The organism is Curtobacterium sp. 314Chir4.1 (assembly GCF_900215175.1).
Taxonomy (GTDB): Bacteria; Actinomycetota; Actinomycetes; order Actinomycetales; family Microbacteriaceae; genus Curtobacterium; species Curtobacterium pusillum_A.
Genome location: NZ_OCMI01000005.1, coordinates 1 through 17,769, shown reverse-complemented (window position 1 = coordinate 17,769; position 17,769 = coordinate 1). Strand labels below are relative to the sequence as shown.

General features: G+C 71.8%; 20 protein-coding genes. 17 read left to right on the top strand and 3 right to left on the bottom strand.

What is annotated here, in order from left to right; all coding sequences use genetic code 11:
• Position 1 precedes the first annotated feature (1 nt).
• Together CRP27_RS15920 and CRP27_RS15915 are read left to right on the top strand one after the other, a co-directional pair.
• Entirely contained in the window at positions 2 to 421 is a 420-nt protein-coding gene (locus CRP27_RS15920) for a DUF6314 family protein (protein WP_097181603.1), read from the top strand.
• A gap of 4 nt (positions 422 to 425) precedes the next feature.
• Complete coding sequence (locus CRP27_RS15915) at positions 426 to 1,091, top strand: pentapeptide repeat-containing protein (protein WP_097181602.1); 666 nt, start codon at positions 426 to 428, stop codon at positions 1,089 to 1,091.
• 80 nt (positions 1,092 to 1,171) lie between these two features.
• Here CRP27_RS15915 and CRP27_RS15910 read toward each other — a convergent pair whose 3' ends face one another.
• On the bottom strand, positions 1,172 to 2,185 hold the full coding sequence (locus CRP27_RS15910; RefSeq protein ID WP_097181601.1) for an NAD(P)/FAD-dependent oxidoreductase: 1,014 nt from the start codon (positions 2,183 to 2,185) through the stop codon (positions 1,172 to 1,174).
• A 67-nt stretch (positions 2,186 to 2,252) separates the two neighbouring features.
• Here CRP27_RS15910 and CRP27_RS15905 point away from each other — a divergent pair, with 67 nt between their 5' ends.
• Positions 2,253 to 2,867 (top strand): helix-turn-helix domain-containing protein, encoded by a 615-nt coding sequence (locus CRP27_RS15905; protein ID WP_097181782.1) that lies wholly within the window; start codon positions 2,253 to 2,255, stop codon positions 2,865 to 2,867.
• A 5-nt stretch (positions 2,868 to 2,872) separates the two neighbouring features.
• Here CRP27_RS15905 and CRP27_RS15900 read toward each other — a convergent pair whose 3' ends face one another.
• The gene (locus CRP27_RS15900) at positions 2,873 to 3,859 is read right to left on the bottom strand and encodes a LacI family DNA-binding transcriptional regulator (RefSeq protein WP_097181600.1); all 987 of its coding nucleotides are present in this window, start codon (positions 3,857 to 3,859) and stop codon (positions 2,873 to 2,875) included.
• Positions 3,860 to 3,954: 95 nt separating this feature from the next.
• Between CRP27_RS15900 and CRP27_RS15895 the strand changes: the two genes are divergently transcribed.
• From CRP27_RS15895 to CRP27_RS15875, 5 genes are read left to right on the top strand one after another with little or no spacing between them, the layout of a single operon-like run.
• Positions 3,955 to 5,220 carry an extracellular solute-binding protein gene (locus tag CRP27_RS15895; RefSeq protein WP_097181599.1) on the top strand — a complete coding sequence of 422 codons (1,266 nt, stop codon included), beginning with the start codon at positions 3,955 to 3,957 and terminating at the stop codon, positions 5,218 to 5,220.
• Between the two features lie 4 nt (positions 5,221 to 5,224).
• Positions 5,225 to 6,265, top strand: coding sequence for a carbohydrate ABC transporter permease (locus CRP27_RS15890; RefSeq protein ID WP_255257628.1), 1,041 nt, complete (start codon positions 5,225 to 5,227; stop codon positions 6,263 to 6,265).
• Positions 6,262 to 7,182: a carbohydrate ABC transporter permease gene (locus CRP27_RS15885; protein ID WP_097181598.1), complete on the top strand. Its 921-nt coding sequence runs from the start codon at positions 6,262 to 6,264 to the stop codon at positions 7,180 to 7,182. The genes CRP27_RS15890 and CRP27_RS15885 overlap by 4 nt, the downstream gene beginning before the upstream one ends.
• Positions 7,183 to 7,192: 10 nt before the next feature.
• Positions 7,193 to 8,017: a Type 1 glutamine amidotransferase-like domain-containing protein gene (locus CRP27_RS15880; protein WP_097181597.1), complete on the top strand. Its 825-nt coding sequence runs from the start codon at positions 7,193 to 7,195 to the stop codon at positions 8,015 to 8,017.
• Positions 8,014 to 9,921, top strand: a complete 1,908-nt coding sequence (locus CRP27_RS15875) for an amylo-alpha-1,6-glucosidase (RefSeq protein WP_097181596.1) — start codon at positions 8,014 to 8,016, stop codon at positions 9,919 to 9,921. Before CRP27_RS15880 ends, CRP27_RS15875 begins: the two co-directional genes overlap by 4 nt.
• Positions 9,922 to 10,118: 197 nt before the next feature.
• On the opposite strand, the gene CRP27_RS15870 is transcribed toward CRP27_RS15875, so the two are convergent.
• Positions 10,119 to 10,883, bottom strand: coding sequence for a glycosyltransferase family 2 protein (locus CRP27_RS15870; RefSeq protein WP_097181595.1), 765 nt, complete (start codon positions 10,881 to 10,883; stop codon positions 10,119 to 10,121).
• Positions 10,884 to 11,030: 147 nt separating this feature from the next.
• Here CRP27_RS15870 and CRP27_RS15865 point away from each other — a divergent pair, with 147 nt between their 5' ends.
• From CRP27_RS15865 to CRP27_RS15825, 9 genes are all read left to right on the top strand, one after another.
• Positions 11,031 to 11,813: a hypothetical protein gene (locus tag CRP27_RS15865; RefSeq protein ID WP_097181594.1), complete on the top strand. Its 783-nt coding sequence runs from the start codon at positions 11,031 to 11,033 to the stop codon at positions 11,811 to 11,813.
• Positions 11,810 to 12,253 (top strand): phage holin family protein, encoded by a 444-nt coding sequence (locus tag CRP27_RS15860; protein ID WP_097181593.1) that lies wholly within the window; start codon positions 11,810 to 11,812, stop codon positions 12,251 to 12,253. Before CRP27_RS15865 ends, CRP27_RS15860 begins: the two co-directional genes overlap by 4 nt.
• Entirely contained in the window at positions 12,250 to 12,822 is a 573-nt protein-coding gene (locus CRP27_RS15855; protein ID WP_097181592.1) for a DUF3618 domain-containing protein, read from the top strand. Before CRP27_RS15860 ends, CRP27_RS15855 begins: the two co-directional genes overlap by 4 nt.
• Positions 12,823 to 12,899: 77 nt before the next feature.
• Positions 12,900 to 13,331, top strand: a complete 432-nt coding sequence (locus tag CRP27_RS15850) for a MarR family winged helix-turn-helix transcriptional regulator (protein WP_097181591.1) — start codon at positions 12,900 to 12,902, stop codon at positions 13,329 to 13,331.
• Between the two features lie 58 nt (positions 13,332 to 13,389).
• Entirely contained in the window at positions 13,390 to 14,031 is a 642-nt protein-coding gene (locus CRP27_RS15845; protein WP_097181590.1) for an MBL fold metallo-hydrolase, read from the top strand.
• A gap of 54 nt (positions 14,032 to 14,085) precedes the next feature.
• Complete coding sequence (locus CRP27_RS15840; RefSeq protein ID WP_097181589.1) at positions 14,086 to 14,775, top strand: HAD family hydrolase; 690 nt, start codon at positions 14,086 to 14,088, stop codon at positions 14,773 to 14,775.
• A 46-nt stretch (positions 14,776 to 14,821) separates the two neighbouring features.
• The gene (locus CRP27_RS15835) at positions 14,822 to 15,304 is read left to right on the top strand and encodes a GNAT family N-acetyltransferase (RefSeq protein WP_255257627.1); all 483 of its coding nucleotides are present in this window, start codon (positions 14,822 to 14,824) and stop codon (positions 15,302 to 15,304) included.
• 47 nt (positions 15,305 to 15,351) lie between these two features.
• The gene (locus CRP27_RS15830; RefSeq protein ID WP_176505648.1) at positions 15,352 to 15,972 is read left to right on the top strand and encodes a TetR/AcrR family transcriptional regulator; all 621 of its coding nucleotides are present in this window, start codon (positions 15,352 to 15,354) and stop codon (positions 15,970 to 15,972) included.
• Entirely contained in the window at positions 15,969 to 17,636 is a 1,668-nt protein-coding gene (locus CRP27_RS15825) for an MDR family MFS transporter (RefSeq protein WP_097181588.1), read from the top strand. The genes CRP27_RS15830 and CRP27_RS15825 overlap by 4 nt, the downstream gene beginning before the upstream one ends.
• The last annotated feature ends 133 nt before the right edge of the window (positions 17,637 to 17,769 follow it).

The window sequence follows — 17,769 nt, the reverse complement described above, 5'->3', positions numbered from 1 at the left end:
GGTGCTGCTGCCGACGGACCTGCTCGGGGACTGGGTGCTCCGTCGCCGCGTGGACGATCGGCGTGCCGGTGTCGACGGGATCGTGACCGGCACGACCACCCTGACGAGCACCGGCCCGGGCGAGGTCCGCTGGGACGAGTCCGGCACGATGACCTTCGACGGCCGGACGGTGCCCGTCTCGAGGACCCTGCACGTGCGACGAGCCGATGACGACCGGTGGACGGTCTTCTTCGCCGACGGCCGGCCCTTCCACGACTGGGTCTGGGGAGCGCGCGTCGACCACGCGTGCGCGCCGGACGACTACACGGGGGTCCTCGCCGGTGACGCCGACCGCTGGACGGTCCGGTGGGAGGCGCACGGCCCCGCCAAGGACTACGTGCTCGACAGCGAGCTCCGACGTCGGTCCCACCCGGCAGACTGAGCCCATGCCCCGCAGCTCCGGTACCGACGCCCCACGGATCACCCTGACCGAACCCGCCGACCTCGACGACTGGACCCCAGGACCCGGTGACGTCCTGACCGGCGACCGCATCGAGGGGAAGCGCATCGAGACCCTCGACCTCGCCGGGGAGCGCCTGCCCGACGTCGAGATCGAGGAGTCGGTGATCGGCACGCTCCGGGTCGACGGCGCCGACCTCCGCGGGCTCCGGGTGCGGGACTCGGTCGTGGAGGTCCTCGACGCCCCGGTCCTCCGGGCGTCGAGCAGCGCGTGGCGCGAGGTCCGGATCGGCGGCGGGCGTGTGGGTTCGGCCGAGCTGTACGACGCCGGGCTGAACGGCGTCGAGTTCGTCGGGATGAAGCTCGGCTTCGTGAACCTGCGCGGCTCGACGCTCACCGACGTCGTGTTCCGCGACTGCGTCATCGACGAGCTCGACATCGCCGATGCCCGACTGCTCCGGGTGTCGTTCGACGGCACGCGGATCCGGGCGGCCGAGGGGTCGAACACCCGGATCGACCACGTGGACCTCCGGGGCGCCGACCTCGACCGGGTCGAGCGGCTCGAGGGCTTCCGCGGTGCCACGATCGCCGCCGACCAGCTGTACACGCTCGCGCCGCTGCTGGCCGCCCAGGCGGGCTACCGCGTCGACTGACCGGCCCGGGTCTCGGGTCGACTTCGCCGAGACTCGGGGCGGGCGACACTCCTCGCGGCTCCGAGCGCGAGAAGCGTCGCTCAGGCCGAGACTCGCCCCGTGCCCGTGCCCGTGCCCGTGCCCGTGCCCGTGCCCACGCCCGCCAGCGCCGCCGCCAGGTCGGCCTGCACCAGGTCACCGTGCACCGCGGCGCCCGCCTGCGTCCCCGCCGCGGCGGATGCGATGACGGTCGCCATCGGGGATGCCACGTTCCCGGCCGCGTACACCCCGCGGACCGACGTCTGCCCGGCCGCGTCCACGGACAGGGCGCTCCCGAACCGGAAGTCACCCATGACCTGGTCGACCGCCTCGAGCCCCAGGCCAGACAGGAACCCGACCCGGGCCTCGACGCTGCTGGCGGCGGCGAGGGCGTCGAGCGGGACGACGTCGCCCGACCCGAGTCGCACGCCGCTGAGGACACCGTCCGAGGACAGCACCTCCGCGACCGGGCCCGCCACGACCTTGATCCCGCGCGCTCGCAAACCTGCCATGGCAGTGTCGTCGACGAGCGTCGGATCGGTGACGAACGCCGTCACGTCCTCGCTCAGCGCCCGGAACATGAGCGCGTGGTGCGCCCCGTTCGGTGTCGTCACCAGGACGCCGATGCGCTGGTCACGGACCTCCCACCCGTGGCAGAACGGACAGTGGACGACTCCGCGCCCCCACTGCTCGGCGAGCCCCGGGACCTCCGGCAGGACGTCGACGGCGCCGGAGGCGACGACCAGCCTGCGCGCCGTGACGACCGCGCCGGACTCCAGGGTGACCGAGAAGCCGACCGGGTCGATCCCGTCGCCGTCGGTGGCCGACGCGGCCACGATCCTCCCGGCCGTCACCTCGACGCCGTAGGCGGCGACCTCGTCGCGCCCGATCCGGTACAGCTCCGACGGCGACGCGCCCTCGCGCCCGAGGTAGTTGTGCGCGCCCTCCGCGGGCGCGTTGCGGGGTTCGCCCGCGTCGACGACGAGGACGGCGCGACGGGAGCGACCGAGGATGAGTGCGGCTGACAGGCCGGCGGCAGCTCCGCCGATGACGATGACGTCGTGGTGATCTCGCATGCGTGCATCCTGCGTGGTTGGGTGCGCGGCTGGCAACGATGCTTGCTGATCTGGCAACATGGTCGCCATGACCCACGGCCGGGAGGAACGGATCCCCCCACGCACGACCGCCCAGGTGGTCGACGGGGTCGGCCCTCGACTCCGGGCCCTGCGTGCGCACCGCGACGTCACGCTCGCCGCCCTCGCGGCCGAGACCGGGATCTCGGTCTCGACGCTGTCGCGGCTGGAGTCGGGGCAGCGGAAGCCGACGCTCGAACTCCTCCTGCCGCTCGCCCGCGCGTACCAGGTGCCGCTCGACGACCTCGTCGGAGCGCCGCAGACCGGGGATCCGCGCGTGCACCTCAAGCCGGAGCTGCACGGTGGGCGCGTGGTCGTGCCACTCACCCGGCGAACAGGGGGCGTGCGGTCGTTCAAGCAGCTGTTCCCGCCGAACTCGCCCGGCGGTGAACCGTCGCTCAAGACGCACGAGGGCTACGAGTGGCTCTACGTGCTCTCCGGCCGGCTGCGGCTCGTCCTCGGGGAGCACGACCTGGACCTCGGGCCGGGCGAGGTGGCCGAGTTCGACACGCACACCCCGCACTGGATCGGCAACGTGACCGACGAGGTGACCGAGGTGCTGTGCCTGTACGGGCCGCAGGGGGAGCGGGCGCACGTGCGGGCGCGGCCGACGCGCAGCTCGTAGCGGGATCAGCCGCGCCAGACCACCCGGGGCGCCAGGAGCCGGTGCCCGGTCGACGCCGGCAGCACGGACCGCCCCGTGCCCATCAGCAGCTCGACCGCAGCCGAGGCGACCTCGACGAGGGGCTGTTCCACGCTCGAGATGCCGAGTGCCTCGGCGACCGGGGTGTCGTCGTACCCGACCACGGGCACTCCGCTGCCGAGCGCGAACCGGGCGCCGAGCGCGAGCGTGTCGGAGGCGCACACCAGGGCGTCGAACCCGGCCCCGTCGTCGATCGCGGCCGCGACCGTGCGGGTGGCGGCCGCGACGTCGTCCTCGCTCGTCAGACCGTCGGCATCCGGCAGCCCGGCCGCACGCATCGCGTCCTGCCACCCCCGGCGCCGCTCGTCGCCCTGGCCGGACGGACTCGGCCAGCCCAGGAACCCGACCCGCCGGTGCCCCTGCGCCACCAGGTGGTCCGTGGCCTCGCACAGCCCGGAGCGTCCGTCGACGTCGACCCACGGGTGCGGGGCGGCGTCCATGTCCGGCAGGCCCCACGGTCGGCCGAAGGTGACGAAGGGGATGTCCCGGTCGCCGAGCCAGGCCGCGCGGGGGTCGCCGTGGAACGTCGAGGTGAGCACGAACCCGTCGACGTCCGACCCCTCGACGAGCCGCTCCATGTGGGTGAGCTCGTCGTCGACGTCGGTGGCGGTGAAGAGCAGGATCCGCATCCCGCGCTCGTCGGCGCTCTCGACGAGGGCGTGCAGGAACCGGTCGAGCACGGCACCGGAGATGCCGTGCACGGGCTCGAGCCGGACACCGAGGGTCGAGCTCTGCCGGGTGCGGAGGCGCCTGGCGGAGGCGTGCGGGCGGTACCCGAGGCCCTGGATGGCGGCCTGCACCCGGGACAGGGTCTCGGGTCGGACGACCTCGGGCCGGTTCAGCACGTTCGACACGGTCTGCCGGGAGACACCCGCCGCGAGGGCGACGTCGGCGACGGTGGCGGGGTGCGTCATGGGGTTCACCGTAGCGCCTCCGAGGTGTATGGTCATGTCGTTTGATCGATCAAATTTGAACGATCGAACCCGACACTCGACGAGGAGTCCACCCGATGCAACGACGCACAGCACGCATGCTGACCGCGGGAGCGATGGCGCTCACCGCAGCCCTGACCCTCTCCGCCTGCGGCTCCGGCTTCAGCGGGAGCGGGTCCGGCGACGCCACCGGCGGCGCCGGCAAGCTCACCTCGAGCGACAAGGACCTCACCGTCCTCATCGGCTCGTCGGGCGATGCCGAGACCGCAGCCGTGAAGAGCGCGGCCGCCGCCTGGTCGAAGTCCTCCGGCACCGGGGTCTCCGTGCAGCCGGCCAACAACCTCGACCAGCAGCTCGCCCAGGGCTTCGCGTCCGGCAAGCCCGCCGACGTGTTCTACGTCAGCACCTCGGCGCTCACCGGCTACGCCTCGAACGGCTCGCTCCTGGCGTACGGCGACGACCTGTCGAACAAGGGCGACTTCTACCCGACCCTGACCAAGTCGTTCACCGTCGACGACCAGCTGTACTGCGCCCCGAAGGACTTCTCCACCCTCGCGCTGTTCATCAACACGAAGGACTGGAAGGCGGCCGGGCTCACCGACAGCGACGTCCCGACGACCTGGGACCAACTCGCCAGCGTGGCGAAGAAGCTCACCCGGGACGGGCGCGTGGGCCTGACCATGAGCCCGCAGTACGAGCGCCTCGGTGCCTTCATGGCGCAGGCCGGCGGTGCCCTCACGAACGCCGACCAGACGAAGGCCACCGTCGACTCGGCCGCGAACGTCACGGCGCTCGACTACGTGAAGGGCCTGCTCCAGGACGGCTCCACGAAGTTCTCCAGCGACCTCGGCGAGAGCTGGGGCGGCGACGCGTTCGGCAAGGACAAGGCCGCGATGACCGTCGAGGGCAACTGGCTCACCGGCGCGATGTCGTCGAGCTACCCGGGCGTCGACTACAAGGTGGTCCAGCTGCCGAAGGGCCCGAAGGGCGCCGGCACGCTCCAGTTCACGAACTGCTGGGGCATCGCGAAGGACTCGCCGAACCAGAAGGCGGCCCTGGACTTCGTCGAGAAGATGACGAGCACGACGCAGCAGCTGTCGTTCGCGAAGGCGTTCGGCGTCATGCCGTCCGTCGAGTCCGCGGCGAGCAAGTGGAAGCAGGAGTACCCGCAGTACGCGGCCTTCCTCGACGAGGCGGACAGCGCCCACGGCGTGCCCAACAAGGCCGGCACCGCGGACGTCATCGCCGACTTCGACTCCAAGCTCGGCAGTCTCGAGTCGACCGACACGAAGACCCTGCTCGAGGGCGTCCAGAAGAACATGGCCGCCGCGCTGAAGGGCTGACCCGGTGTCCCGGAAGAACCGCGCCGAAGCCGTCTCCGGCTGGCTGTTCACCGCGCCGACGATCATCGTGCTCGGTCTGTTCCTCGCCGTCCCGGTGCTCATGGCCGCGTGGGTGAGCCTCTCCGACTGGCACGGGGTCGGCAGCCCGTTCTCCTCCGACGTCTCGTTCGTCGGCGGGCAGAACTACGCGAAGATCCTCGGTGGCGGCGGCCTCGACGAGCAGAACTTCGGCACGGCCCTGCGGAACAACCTCTGGTACGTCGTGTTCGTCGTGCCGCTGCAGACCGCCGTCGCGCTCGGCCTCGCCCTCCTCGTGAACGGGCGGGCCCTGCGCGGGCGCGGCTTCTTCCGGACCGCGTTCTACTTCCCCTCGGTGACGAGTTCCGTCGCCATCACCGTGCTCTGGCTGTTCCTGTTCTCGTCGACCGGTGCGGTCAACAAGATCATCAGCTGGGTCGGGGTGCACGGGCCGAACTGGTTCAACGAGCCGACCGGGCTGTTCCACCTCGGCGCCGGGAACCCGCCGGCGGTGCTCGCCGACCACACGATGCTCGGCATCTCGTGGTGGGAGTGGCTCGCCGGACCCTCGGTCGCGATGACCGCGTTCATCCTGCTGGCGGTGTTCACGACGAGCGGCACGTTCATGCTGCTGTTCCTCGCGGCGCTGCAGAACCTGTCGCCGGACATCGACGAGGCGGCGATGATCGACGGCGCGGGGGCCTGGACCCGCTTCTGGCGCATCACGTTGCCGCAGCTCCGACCGACGCTCTTCACCGTCCTGACCCTCGGGCTGATCGGCACGTGGCAGATCTTCGACCAGATCTACACGGGCACGAAGGGGGCACCGGCCAACACGACGCTGACACCCGCGTACCTGTCGTACACGTCCGCGTTCCAGAGCCAGCAGTGGGGCGTCGGCGCGGCGATCGCGTTCATCCTGTTCGGCATCATCGTCGTCTTCACGCTGCTGCAGCGCTGGGCGCTGCGCGAGCGCCCAGTGTCCCGGCGCCGCATGCGCTGGATCGAGAAGGGATCGGTGCGATGACGAGCACACCCACCTCAGCACGGCCTGGAGGCACGGTGCCGGACCTGCGCGCCGCCACCGTCGCGCAGGCACCCGGCCCGGGCCGGCGGCCGCGTCGGCTCACCCCGCGCAGCATCGCACTGCTGGTCGTCGGCATCGCGATCGCGGTGGTCTACCTGCTGCCGTTCTACGTCGCGATCGTCAACGCGTTCAAGACCGACCAGGACGCCTCGCTCCACCCGCTCGCCCTGCCGACGACGTGGACCGCCGCCGCGTTCGGGTCGCTGTTCCAGAACTCCGACTTCGGCATCTGGACGATGAACTCGGTGATCGTCGCGGTCTTCGTCACGCTCGGCCGGATCTTCTTCGACTCCCTCGCCGGGTACGCGCTCGCCCGCCTGCGGTTCCGCGGACGCCAGACGGTGTTCGCCGCGTTGGTGGCCGTGATGGCCGTGCCCGGGGTGGTGCTGCTCATCCCGAAGTTCCTCGTGATCAACCAGCTCGGCATGTACGACTCGTACTCCGGCATGATCGTGCCGCTGCTCGTCGACGCCGCCGGGGTGTTCATCATGAAGAACTTCTTCGAGTCGATCCCGGTGAGCGTCGAGGAGCAGGCGAAGATCGACGGCGCGGGCACGTTCCGCACGTTCTGGTCGATCGTCCTCCCGATGGCACGTCCCGCCGTCGTGACGATCACGATCCTGTCGTTCCAGGCGTCCTGGAACGAGCTGCCGCACTTCATCGTGTCGTCGTCCTCGCCCGGGCTCACCACCCTCACCAAGGGCGTCGCGTCGCTGGCGTCGGGAGCACTGAGCGCGGGGAACCAGTACCCCGTCAAGCTCGCGGCGGCATTCGTCATGACCATCCCGGTCGCGGTCGCGTTCTTCGTGTTCCAGAAGCGGATCATGAACTCCAGCGACGGGGCGGTCAAGGAATGAGCGCACCGGCATGAGCGCGACCGAACCCACGATCCTGGCCACCTGCGGCGGACTGATCGGCGGCGAGTGGGACGACTCGGCCTACGGTCCGCTGCTGTTCGAGGCCGTCCGGCTCGCCCGCGTCCCCGCCGGTCGAGCGCCCCGCGTGCTGCACGTGAACACCGCCGGCGGGGACCAGCGGACCGTCGAGGGCGCCGAACTCGCCGCGGCCCGTGCGGTCGGGGTCGAGGCGTCGCACCTGCGGTTCTTCCCGAGACGGAACGTGCCGTCACTGCGGGACGCCGTCCTCGGCGCCGACGTCGTCTGGGTCTCCGGCGGCTCCGTCGTCAACCTGCTCGCCGTGTGGCGTGCCCACGGTCTCGACGACGTCCTGCGCGAGGCCTGGCAGGCAGGGGTGGTGCTCGCCGGTGGATCGGCCGGTGCCCTGTGCTGGCACGGCGGCGGTGTCACCCAGAGCCACGGCCCGCACCCGTCGGTCGTCGCCGACGGACTCGGCCTCGTGCCCGGTTCGCTCGGCGTCCACACCGACTCGGACCCGAACCGGTCGCCGGTCTTTCGCGCAGCCGTCGCCGACGGTGCCCTCCCGGACGGCATCGAGCTCGACGAGGGCGTCGGCGTCCTCTACCGCGGCCGCGCGGCGACGCTCGTCGAGGCCGTGACCGACCACGACGGCGGCCGGGCGGTGCGGATCACCCGTGACCCCGGCGACCCGAGCGGCGTCCGTGCCGAGGCGCTCCCCGTGCGTCGGCTGCCCGACGTCCCCCGAACCGTCCCCAGCTGGACGCCCAGCGCCTGGACCCCGTCCCCCGAACTCGTCGACGAGGAAGCCCCATGACCGCCACCATCACCACTCCCGCCGCCACGACCGTCCCGAGCGTCCCGCTGCAGCCACTGCTCCACGACGAGGTCGCCGTCATCGCCGCACCGACGCAGGCGTGGTCCGGGCGTGACGGCGCGATCGGCGCGAACCCCGTGCACGGGTACTGGACCGGCGACCAGCGGTTCGTCTCCGCCGTGCGCGTCAGCGTCGAGCACACCGAGGTGGAGCCGGTCGCCGTCGTGCCCGCCGGTGCCCGCGAGGTCGTCTTCACCGGACTCCTGCGCGGCCTCGACGGTGCCGGAGCCGACCCGGACGTCCGCCTCGACCGGCGTCGGACGGTGCGCATCGACGGCGTGGGGGAGCGTCTGCTCGTCACCGATCGGCTCCGGCGGCCCGAGGCGAGCACCGAGCAACTCGTCGTGACCGTCCGGATCACCCCGGACGCCGCCGGGATGGACGCCGTGAAGGCCGGACGCGGTCCCGAGCCCGTCGCCGCCGACGCCGTGGGCGAGTCCGCGTCGTGGACCTCGGGCTCCGTGCGGGTCCGGCTCGACGCCCCCGGAGCAGCCGTCCGCGTCGAGGACGGTGACGTCGTGCTGCGCTGGCGGACGGAGCGCGCGCACCAGGTCGACCTCGGCTGGGACTGCGCCGTGGAGGCACCCGACGCCGTCGTTGACGGCGTGACCACCCCGCGCCCGTTCGACGTCCCCACCGGCGTGCAGGACGACCGGCTCCGGCGCTGGCTGGAGCGTGCCGTCGACGACCTCGACGCACTGCGGCTGGCGCGGCCGGAGGGCGCGTTCCTCGCCGCCGGCGCCCCGTGGTTCTTCACCCTGTTCGGGCGTGACTCGATCTGGGCCGCCCGCTTCCTGCTGCCCGTCGACACGAGCACCGCCGGGGGGACCCTCCGGGTCCTCGCCGCGCTGCAGGGCACCGCGGACGACCCCGCGACCGCCGAGCAGCCCGGCAAGATCATGCACGAGCTCCGCCAGGCGTCCCTGCCGGTCGACAACGACGAGATCTCGCTGCCACCGCTCTACTACGGCACGGTCGACGCGACGGCGCTCTGGGTGTGCCTGCTCCACGACGCCTGGCGGGCCGGGCTCCCCGCCGCCGAGGTCGAAGCGCTCCTGCCGACGCTCGAACGGGCGCTGGCGTGGATGCGCGACCACGGCGACGCGGACGGCGACGGACTGCTCGAGTACGTCGACGAGTCCGGCCGCGGGCTGGCGAACCAGGGCTGGAAGGACTCCGGTGACAGCGTGCAGTGGCGCGACGGCACCCTCGCGGACGGCCCGATCGCCCTGTGCGAGGTGCAGGGCTACGCCCACGAGGCAGCGGTCCACGGCGCCGATCTGCTCGACGCGTTCGGCCGCTCCGGCGGCGACGATTGGCGTGCCTGGGCCGGACACCTCGCCGATCGGTTCCGCGACGCCTTCTGGGTGGCTGACGACGTCGGCCGGTACCCGGCGATCGCCCTCGATGCCCGGAAGCGCCCGGTCGACTCGGCCACCAGCAACATCGGCCACCTGCTCGGCACCGGCCTGCTCACCCCGGACGAGGAGGCCGTCGTCGCGGCACGCGTCGTGAGCCCGGACCTGGCGAGCGGCTTCGGCCTCCGGACCCTCTCCACGACCGCGGTCGGGTACTGGCCGCTCAGCTACCACGGGGGCACCGTCTGGGCACACGACACCGCCGTGGTGATCGCGGGCCTCACCCGCTCCGGACACCACGAGGAGGCCCGGGTCCTGTCCGAGCAGCTCCTCGCCGCGGCGGTGGCGTTCGACTTCCGGATGCCCGAGCTGCACGCGGGCGACGACGCGTCCGTCGTCACGTGTCCGGCACCGTACCCGGCCGCCTGCCGCCCCCAGGCATGGAGCGCCGCCGCTGCCTTCCCCGTCTGGGTCGCGCTCCGCTAGAAGGCGTGGGCGATCACGTCGTCGAGCAACCCCGACGTCGTGGTGTTCGACTGCTGGATGTGGATACCGACGTCACCGCGCGTGGAGTAGGTGTCGCCGTGACGGGGTGCACGCAGGGCTCGGCAGGCGCGGGCACCAGTCCGACGAGAACGACCAGCGCCGGCGCCGCCGCCCCGCGCATGGGCAGTCCGACTCCGTCAGCGGGCGCGCCACCACCCGGTGGCGGCCCGTCGGTGTACCGCGACCCGCGACCGCCGCGCCCACCGCCGCACCGGGTTCGCCCGCCTCCCGTTCACCCGGAACGTGTGGAACGCCCGCCGCGTCCGGAGCACCGCGGATCCGAGACCCGACAACGGCCGCGCAGACACCTCCACGGTGAGCACCGGATCGGCCACCACGCGCCACGCCGGGTCGAGCTGCATGCTCAGGTCGACGTCGTCGTGCACCTCTGGGTCGAACCGGTGGACGCGGGAGCGGACCGCGAGCCAGGTGTCCCGGCGCATCGCCATCGCGGACCCGAACAGCGGCGGCCGTCCGAGCGCCGCCCACATCAGGGTGAAGTACGGCCGCATGTAGACGGCGTCCCAGACCCGACCGACGACCGGGCTCCCGTCGTGCGGGCGCCCGGGGCCGGTGACCGCGACCACCTCGGGATCGTCGAGCAGTCGGAGCGCGTCGCCGATCCATCCGGGCGGCGGAATCGAGTCAGCGTCGAGTCGGACGAGCACGTCCCCGGATGCCCTGTCGTAGCCCCGGGCGGATGCCCGGGCAATGCCTCGGACGCGTTCGGTGAGCACGACTGCCCCCGCCGACTCCGCCACCGCCGCGCTGTCGTCCCGGCTGCCGTTGTCGACCACGATGACCTCGTCCGCAGGGACCGACTGTCCGGCGAGGGCGTCGAGGCACTGGCGGAGGTGGGCGGCGTCGTCGCGCACCGGGACGACGACGGAGACTCGGGTCATCACCCGATCCAACCGGTCGAGCGCTGTACGGACAGTCGACCCGCGCTTCGCGACGTTCCTGGACCGCGACCCAGGACGCGGCGCGCACGTTCGGTTGCGCAACGCCTCCGGCGCACGTCGGCGGCGACGACAACCGGAAGGCCGACCATGACCACGAACCCACCCGGGAACGACTCCGGGACGCCCATCCACGACCGCACCGCGGCATCCGAGGGGCACGAGGTGCACCCTGGCGTCACCGTCCCCTCGTACGCCAGCGACGTCCCCGCCGCCCGACCAACTGATCCGGACGTCCCGCAGGTGTACGACCCGTACGTCCAGGACGAGACCGGCTTCGGCGAGCCCCTCGACGCGCTCCCCGCTGACGAGCAGCTCCCGCCGACGACGACCGGCATCTCCGGCGGCCCGACGGCCGACAGCGGCCCGACGAGCGACAGCGGCTCCGGCAAGGCCGACGCGGCCAAGGGCGCCGCGCAGGACGTCGCCGGCGACGCGAAGGCGAAGGCCTCCGACGTCGCGGGCACCGCCAAGGAGCAGGCCGCGAACGTCGCGTCCGAGGCGACCGACCACGCCAAACAGCTCTACGGTCAGGCGACGGAGACCCTCAAGGAGCAGGCAGCCGACCAGCAGCAGCGCGCCGCGGGTGGCCTCCGCAGCATCGGCGAGCAGCTCGGCCGGATGGCGGAGAACGACGACGAGCAGGGCATCGCCGCCAAGGTCGTGCGAGACCTGTCGGGCCGCGCGAGCAGCGCTGCCGGGTTCCTCGAGAACCGCGACCCGGGTTCGCTCCTCGACGAGGTGAAGTCCTTCGCCGCGAAGCGTCCCGGCACGTTCATCGCGATCGCGGCCGGCGCGGGCATCCTCGCCGGACGCTTGACGAAGGCGCTCGCCACCGAGGTCAAGCACGAGAAGGAAGCGGACGGCGCATGAGTCACACCGTGCCGGGGTCGTCCCCGCTCGGCGAACCGACCCCGGAGGAACGCGCAGCGACCACACCGCTCGGGGAACTGCTCTCCGACGTGTCGAGTGACCTGTCGAACCTGTTCCGACAAGAGGTCGCGCTCGCCAAGGCGGAGCTGACCGACTCCGCGAAGAAGGCGGGCAAGGCCGGCGGCATGTTCGGCGGCGCCGGCCTCACCGCGCTGTTCGCACTGCTGTTCCTGTCCATCGCTGCCTGGTGGGGTCTCGGCTACCTCGTCGGCAACGCGTGGTCGGCACTGATCATCGCGGTCGTCTACGCGATCGTCGCCGCGATCCTCGCCGTCCGCGGGCGCAAGGAGATCAAGGAGATCACGGGCGCCCCGCAGACGATCGAGACAGCCAAGGAAGTCCCCGAGACACTCAAGCCCACCACCGGGAGGAAGCCATGAGCACCCCAGACGAGATCCGCGCCGAGATCGAGCGCACCCGCGGCGAACTCGGCTCCGACGTCGACGCACTCGCCGACAAGGTCAGCCCGTCCGCCATCGCGCACCGCCAGACCGAGAAGGTGAAGAACCGGTTCCAGGGCGTCCGTGAGTCCGTCATGGGCGCGGCCGACTCCGCCCGCTCGAGCGCGTCGGGCTCGGCGTCCGGCGCGACCGGTCACGCGAAGGACGTTGCGCAGCGCGGCGTCGAGAAGGCCAAGGGCAACCCGCTCGCGGTCGGCCTCATCGCGTTCGGCGCGGGCTGGCTCGCATCGTCGCTCATCCCGACCTCGGAGAAGGAGGAGGAGCTGGCCGGTGAGCTGAAGGACAAGGCGGCACCCCTCGTCGAGGAGGCCAAGGAGCAGGCGAAGGACGTCGGCTCGCAGCTCGGCGACTCGGCGAAGGAGCACGCGCAGGACCTCACGGGCACGGCGAAGGACGCGGCCCAGACGGTCAAGGACGAGGCGCAGGGCGCCGCGTCCGACGTCAAGGACCACGCGCAGGGTGCTGCGGACGACGTGCGCAGCAGTTGACGTCACCCAGTGACGGACGGGAGGCGCGTGGCGGGTCCGCCACGCGCCTCCCGTCCGTCTGCCGGTACCGTCAGGGCATGACGACGACCCCGGACGACCTCGCCGAAGCGCTCCGCGAGTCGATCGGGCGGATCGTGCGGGCCACACGCGCACTCACCGACGGGTTGCCGCAGGCGCAGAGTGCGAGCCTGGGCCTGCTCGACCGGCAGGGGCCGCAGACCATCGCCGAACTCGCCCGCGCCCGTGGCGTGAAGCACCAGGGGCAGTCGCGGACGGTGGCGGAGCTCGAGGAGCGCGGCTTCGTGGAGCGGGGGGCCTCGGACGGGGACCGGAGGGTCTCGGTGATCCGCCTGACGGACTCCGGCCGCACGGTCATGCTCCGGGAGCGGAGCGCTCGGGCCGGGGCGTTCGCGTCCGTGATCGGGTCGGAGTTGTCGGAGGCGGAGCGTGCGGCGCTCGCCCGGGTGCCGGAACTGTTCGACCGCATCGCTGCGCGGCTCGAACGGTGAACGACCTCTCATCCGGATCGACCACGCTGATGTACAACACTGTTGTAGACTTGCGGGCATGGAGCTGACGAAGTACAACCACGCCACCGTCGTCCTCGAGCAGGACGGCGCCACCCTCGTCATCGACCCGGGCACCTTCACGCCGGAGGGCGCCGCCCTGGCGAAGGCCGCCGTCGCCGTCCTCGTCACCCACGAGCACTTCGACCACTTCGACGTCGGCGCCGTCCGTGCCGCCCTGGACGCGAACGACTCGCTCGTCGTCCGCGGGCCCGCCGCGATCGTCGAACAGCTCGGCGCGCACGACGGCCGCGTCGCCGCCGTCTCGGCCGGTGACGCGTTCGAGGTCGGCCCGTTCTCCGTGCAGGTCTTCGGGGAGGAGCACGCCGTCATCCACGGCGACATCCCGACCATCGCGAACGTCGGGTACCTCGTGAACGGCGCCGTCTTCCACCCGGGCGACGCCTACCTCGTGCCCGGTGTCCCCGTGCAGACCCTGCTGCTGCCGACCAGCGGCCCGTGGACGAGCACCGCCGAGGCCGTCGACTACGTCCGCGCGGTCTCCCCGGAGCACGCCGTGCAGATCCACGAGGCGATGCTCAGCGAACTCGGGCAGCAGTCCGCGGCACGGTTCCTCGGCCCGGACGGTCTCGGACCGGTGCCGGTGCAGATCCTGCCCGCAGGCGAGTCGATCACCGTCTGACGGACGCCGGTCGCCCCTGAGAGGCGATCCGTGCCTCCAGGCCAGGGTGGAGGGATGCCGGCCGCACCCTCCACCGCTGTCCTGTTCGACATCGACGGCACCCTCGTCGACTCGAACTACGCCCACATCGACGCCTGGTGGCGCGCGTTCCTGGCGATCGGCGAGTCCGTCGACGCCTGGCGCATCCACCGAGCGATCGGCATGGACTCCGCGAAGCTGCTCGAGGAACTGCTCCCGGACGCCTCGCACGAGACCCGGGACACCGCGAAGCAGTACCACTCGGCGTACTTCGCCGAGCACCAGCCGCGGCTCCGACTGCTCCCGGGTGCGCGCGAGCTCCTGCAGGCGGTCGCCGAGGCCGGGCACGCCGTGGTCCTCGCGACCAGCGCCCCGGAGGACGAGCTCGTGCGGCTGCGGGAACTGCTGGACGCCGAGCATTGGATCACCGCCGTGACGAGCTCCGAGGACGTCGAGCAGGCCAAGCCGGACCCCGGGATCATCCAGGTCGCGCTCCGCAAGGCCGGCGTCGACGCCGACGCCGCGGTGATGGTGGGCGACGCGATGTGGGACGTCGAGTCCTCCGGCCGCATCGGCGTGACCTGCATCGGTGTGATGACCGGTGGGATCGGCGGCGACGAACTCCGCGGTGCCGGCGCGGCCGAGGTGTACGACGACGCGGCAGCCGTCCTCGCGGCGCTGCGTGCCGGGGACGGTCCGATCGCCGCGTTGGCGGACGCCGCGTGAGCGTCTCGTCGCGCCGACGCTGGCATCCGTGACAGGATCGTCCGTCGTGATCACGATCGAACGCGTCGCCTGGGAGGACCCCCGAGGAGTGGCGCTCCGCGCCCGCATGGACGAGGAGATGCACGAGCGCTACGGCGCGTCGAACGGCGACGAGGACCCGGCGGTGACGGCCGAGCGTGGTCGGGCGCTCGCCGTGGACCCGGAGACGATCATCACCTCGCTGCTCGCGATCGACGAGGACGGCGAAGCCCTCGGGCACATCGCCGTCCGACGACTCGGCGACGAGGTCGAGCTGAAGCGCCTCATCGTGCTCGCCGCCGCCCGGGGCAAGGGCGCGGCGACGGCCCTGCTCGCCGAGGGGGAGCAGGTCGCGCGGGAGCGGGGAGCCCAGCGGCTGATCCTGCAGACGGGCGACAAGCAGCCCGAGGCCGTTGCGCTCTACGAGAAGACCGGCTGGACGCGGATCCCGGTGTACGAGCCGTACGCCGCAACCATGCCGTGGTCGTTCTGCTTCGAGAAGGCGCTGTAACCCGACCTCTCGTTGCACTTTCAGGCAGAGAGTGCAATTCTTGATCGGTGAGCACCACCGAACGCACCCGCGCGCTGCGCCGACGCATGATCGTCGAGGCGCGCCGTTCGACGGTCGAGCACGGGCTGCACGGTTTCACGATCGAGCAGCTCTGCGAGACGGTCGGGGTGTCCAGGCGCACGTTCTTCAACCACTTCGCGTCGAAGGACGACGCCGTGCTCGGCATCGAGATCAACGCCGACGCCGAGGCGATCGACGAGTACGCCGCTGGCGGGATCGTCCCCGACGACCTCGACCCGCTCGACTCGATCGTCGCGCTGGCGATCGACCAGTTCCACCGCGTCGGCATCGACCGTGCGGACGAAGCCCTCGTCCGTCGCGTGTTCGAGCGGGAGCCGGCGCTCGTCGCCCGGTTCCTCTCCGCGACCGACGTGCAGCTCGCCCGGATCACCGACGCCGTGCGGCAGCGGTTCGGGTGGGACGACCCCGCTGACCGACGCGCGCGGCTGGTCACCGAGGCCGCCGCCGCGCTGCTCAAGGTCACCGCTGAGACGTTCTTCGACGACGCCTTCGACGAAGCGACCGGGCCGCCGTTCGACGAGCTGCTCACCACGAACCTCCGCCTGCTGAGGGCGGCCATCACGACCGGACAGGACACCACTCCATGAGCGCCACCGCGCCGGGCACCACCAAGCGTGCTCGCCCAGGCTCCGACGGGCCGCTGCTCCTCACGCAGCGCCGGATCTGGATCATCTTCTCCGCACTCATCGCGGGGATGCTGCTCTCCAGCCTCGACCAGACCATCGTCTCCACGGCGATGCCCACCATCGTCGGCGAGCTCGGCGGCGTCGCGCACCAGGCCTGGCTGACGACCGGGTACCTGCTCGCCTCCACCATCGTGATGCCCGTGTACGGCAAGTTCGGCGACGTCCTCGGTCGCCGCAACCTGTTCCTCATCGCGATCGCCCTGTTCACGATCGCGTCGGCCGGGTGCGCCTTCGCCGGTGACTTCACCCAGCTCGTCGTGTTCCGTGCGATGCAGGGGCTCGGCGGTGGCGGCCTGATGATCCTGTCGCAGGCGATCATCGCCGACATCGTGCCCGCTTCGCAGCGCGGCAAGTACCTCGGCCCGCTCGGTGCGATCTTCGGCCTCTCCGCGATCGGCGGCCCGCTGCTCGGCGGCTTCTTCGTCGACCACCTCACCTGGAACTGGGCGTTCTACATCAACATCCCGGTCGGCATCGCGGCGTTCTTCGTCGCCTGGTTCGCCCTCACGCTGCCGAGCAAGAAGGCGACGAAGCGCATCGACGTGCTCGGCGTGCTGTTCATGTCCGCCGCGACCACGTGCCTGGTGTTCTTCTCGGAGTTCGGCGGCAGCAAGGACCACGGCTGGGATGCCCTCGAGACCTGGGCCTGGTTCGCCGGTCTCGTCGTGTCGGCCGCGCTCCTCGTGCTCGTCGAGTCGCGGGCGGCGGACCCGGTCCTGCCGCTGTCGTTCTTCAAGAACCGGACCTTCCTGCTGGCCACCGGCATCGGCCTCGTACTCGGCATCGGCATGTTCGCGGCGATCGGCTTCGTCCCGACGTTCCTGCAGATGGCGTCTGGCACCTCGGCCGCGGTCTCGGGTCTCCTGATGCTGCCGATGATGGTCGGCCTCATCGGGACCTCGATCGCGTCCGGCAACCTGATCACCAAGACCGGCCGCTACCGGATGTTCCCGATCATCGGCACGATCCTCGTCGCCCTCGCGATGCTCGCCATGACCCAGCTCGCGGCGGACACCCCGATCTGGCTGATCTGCGCGTACCTGTTCGTCTTCGGTGCGGGTCTCGGCCTCATCATGCAGGTGGTCGTCCTCGTGGCGCAGAACGCCGTGCCCGCCGAGCAGGTCGGGACCGCCACCTCGACGAACAACTACTTCCGCGAGGTCGGTGCCTCCCTCGGGACCGCCGTGTTCGGTGCGCTCTTCACGGCGCGGCTCACGACGTCGCTCACCGACGTGTTCCGTGGTGCCGGTGGATCGGCGACCGATGCGGCCTCGTCGGCGGGCAGCATCGACCCCGCGACCGTGGCGAAGCTGCCGGAGGCCGTGCAGGACGGCATCGTGAACGCGTACGCCGACTCCCTGGCACCGGTGTTCTGGTACCTGCTGCCGTTCATCGCGGTGGCGTTCCTGCTCGCGCTCTTCCTCCCGCAGATCACGCTCTCCGACACGGCCGGCATGGTCGCCCGCGGCGAGGCGGTCGGCGGAGCCGAGGCCGACGAGCTCGAGCGCGCCCAGCGCGCGGGCCACGCGGCGGAGTCCGTGTCCTCGGAGTCGGACGGACGCTAGGCCGGTCCACGCACCTTCGCGAAAGCGACAGTCCCCCGCAGGATCCCTGCGGGGGACTGTCGGTTTCCCGGCACGGACGTGCCGCGGTGGCGCCGATCTGTCGCTCCGGCGGGATGGTCGCGACCACGGGCGG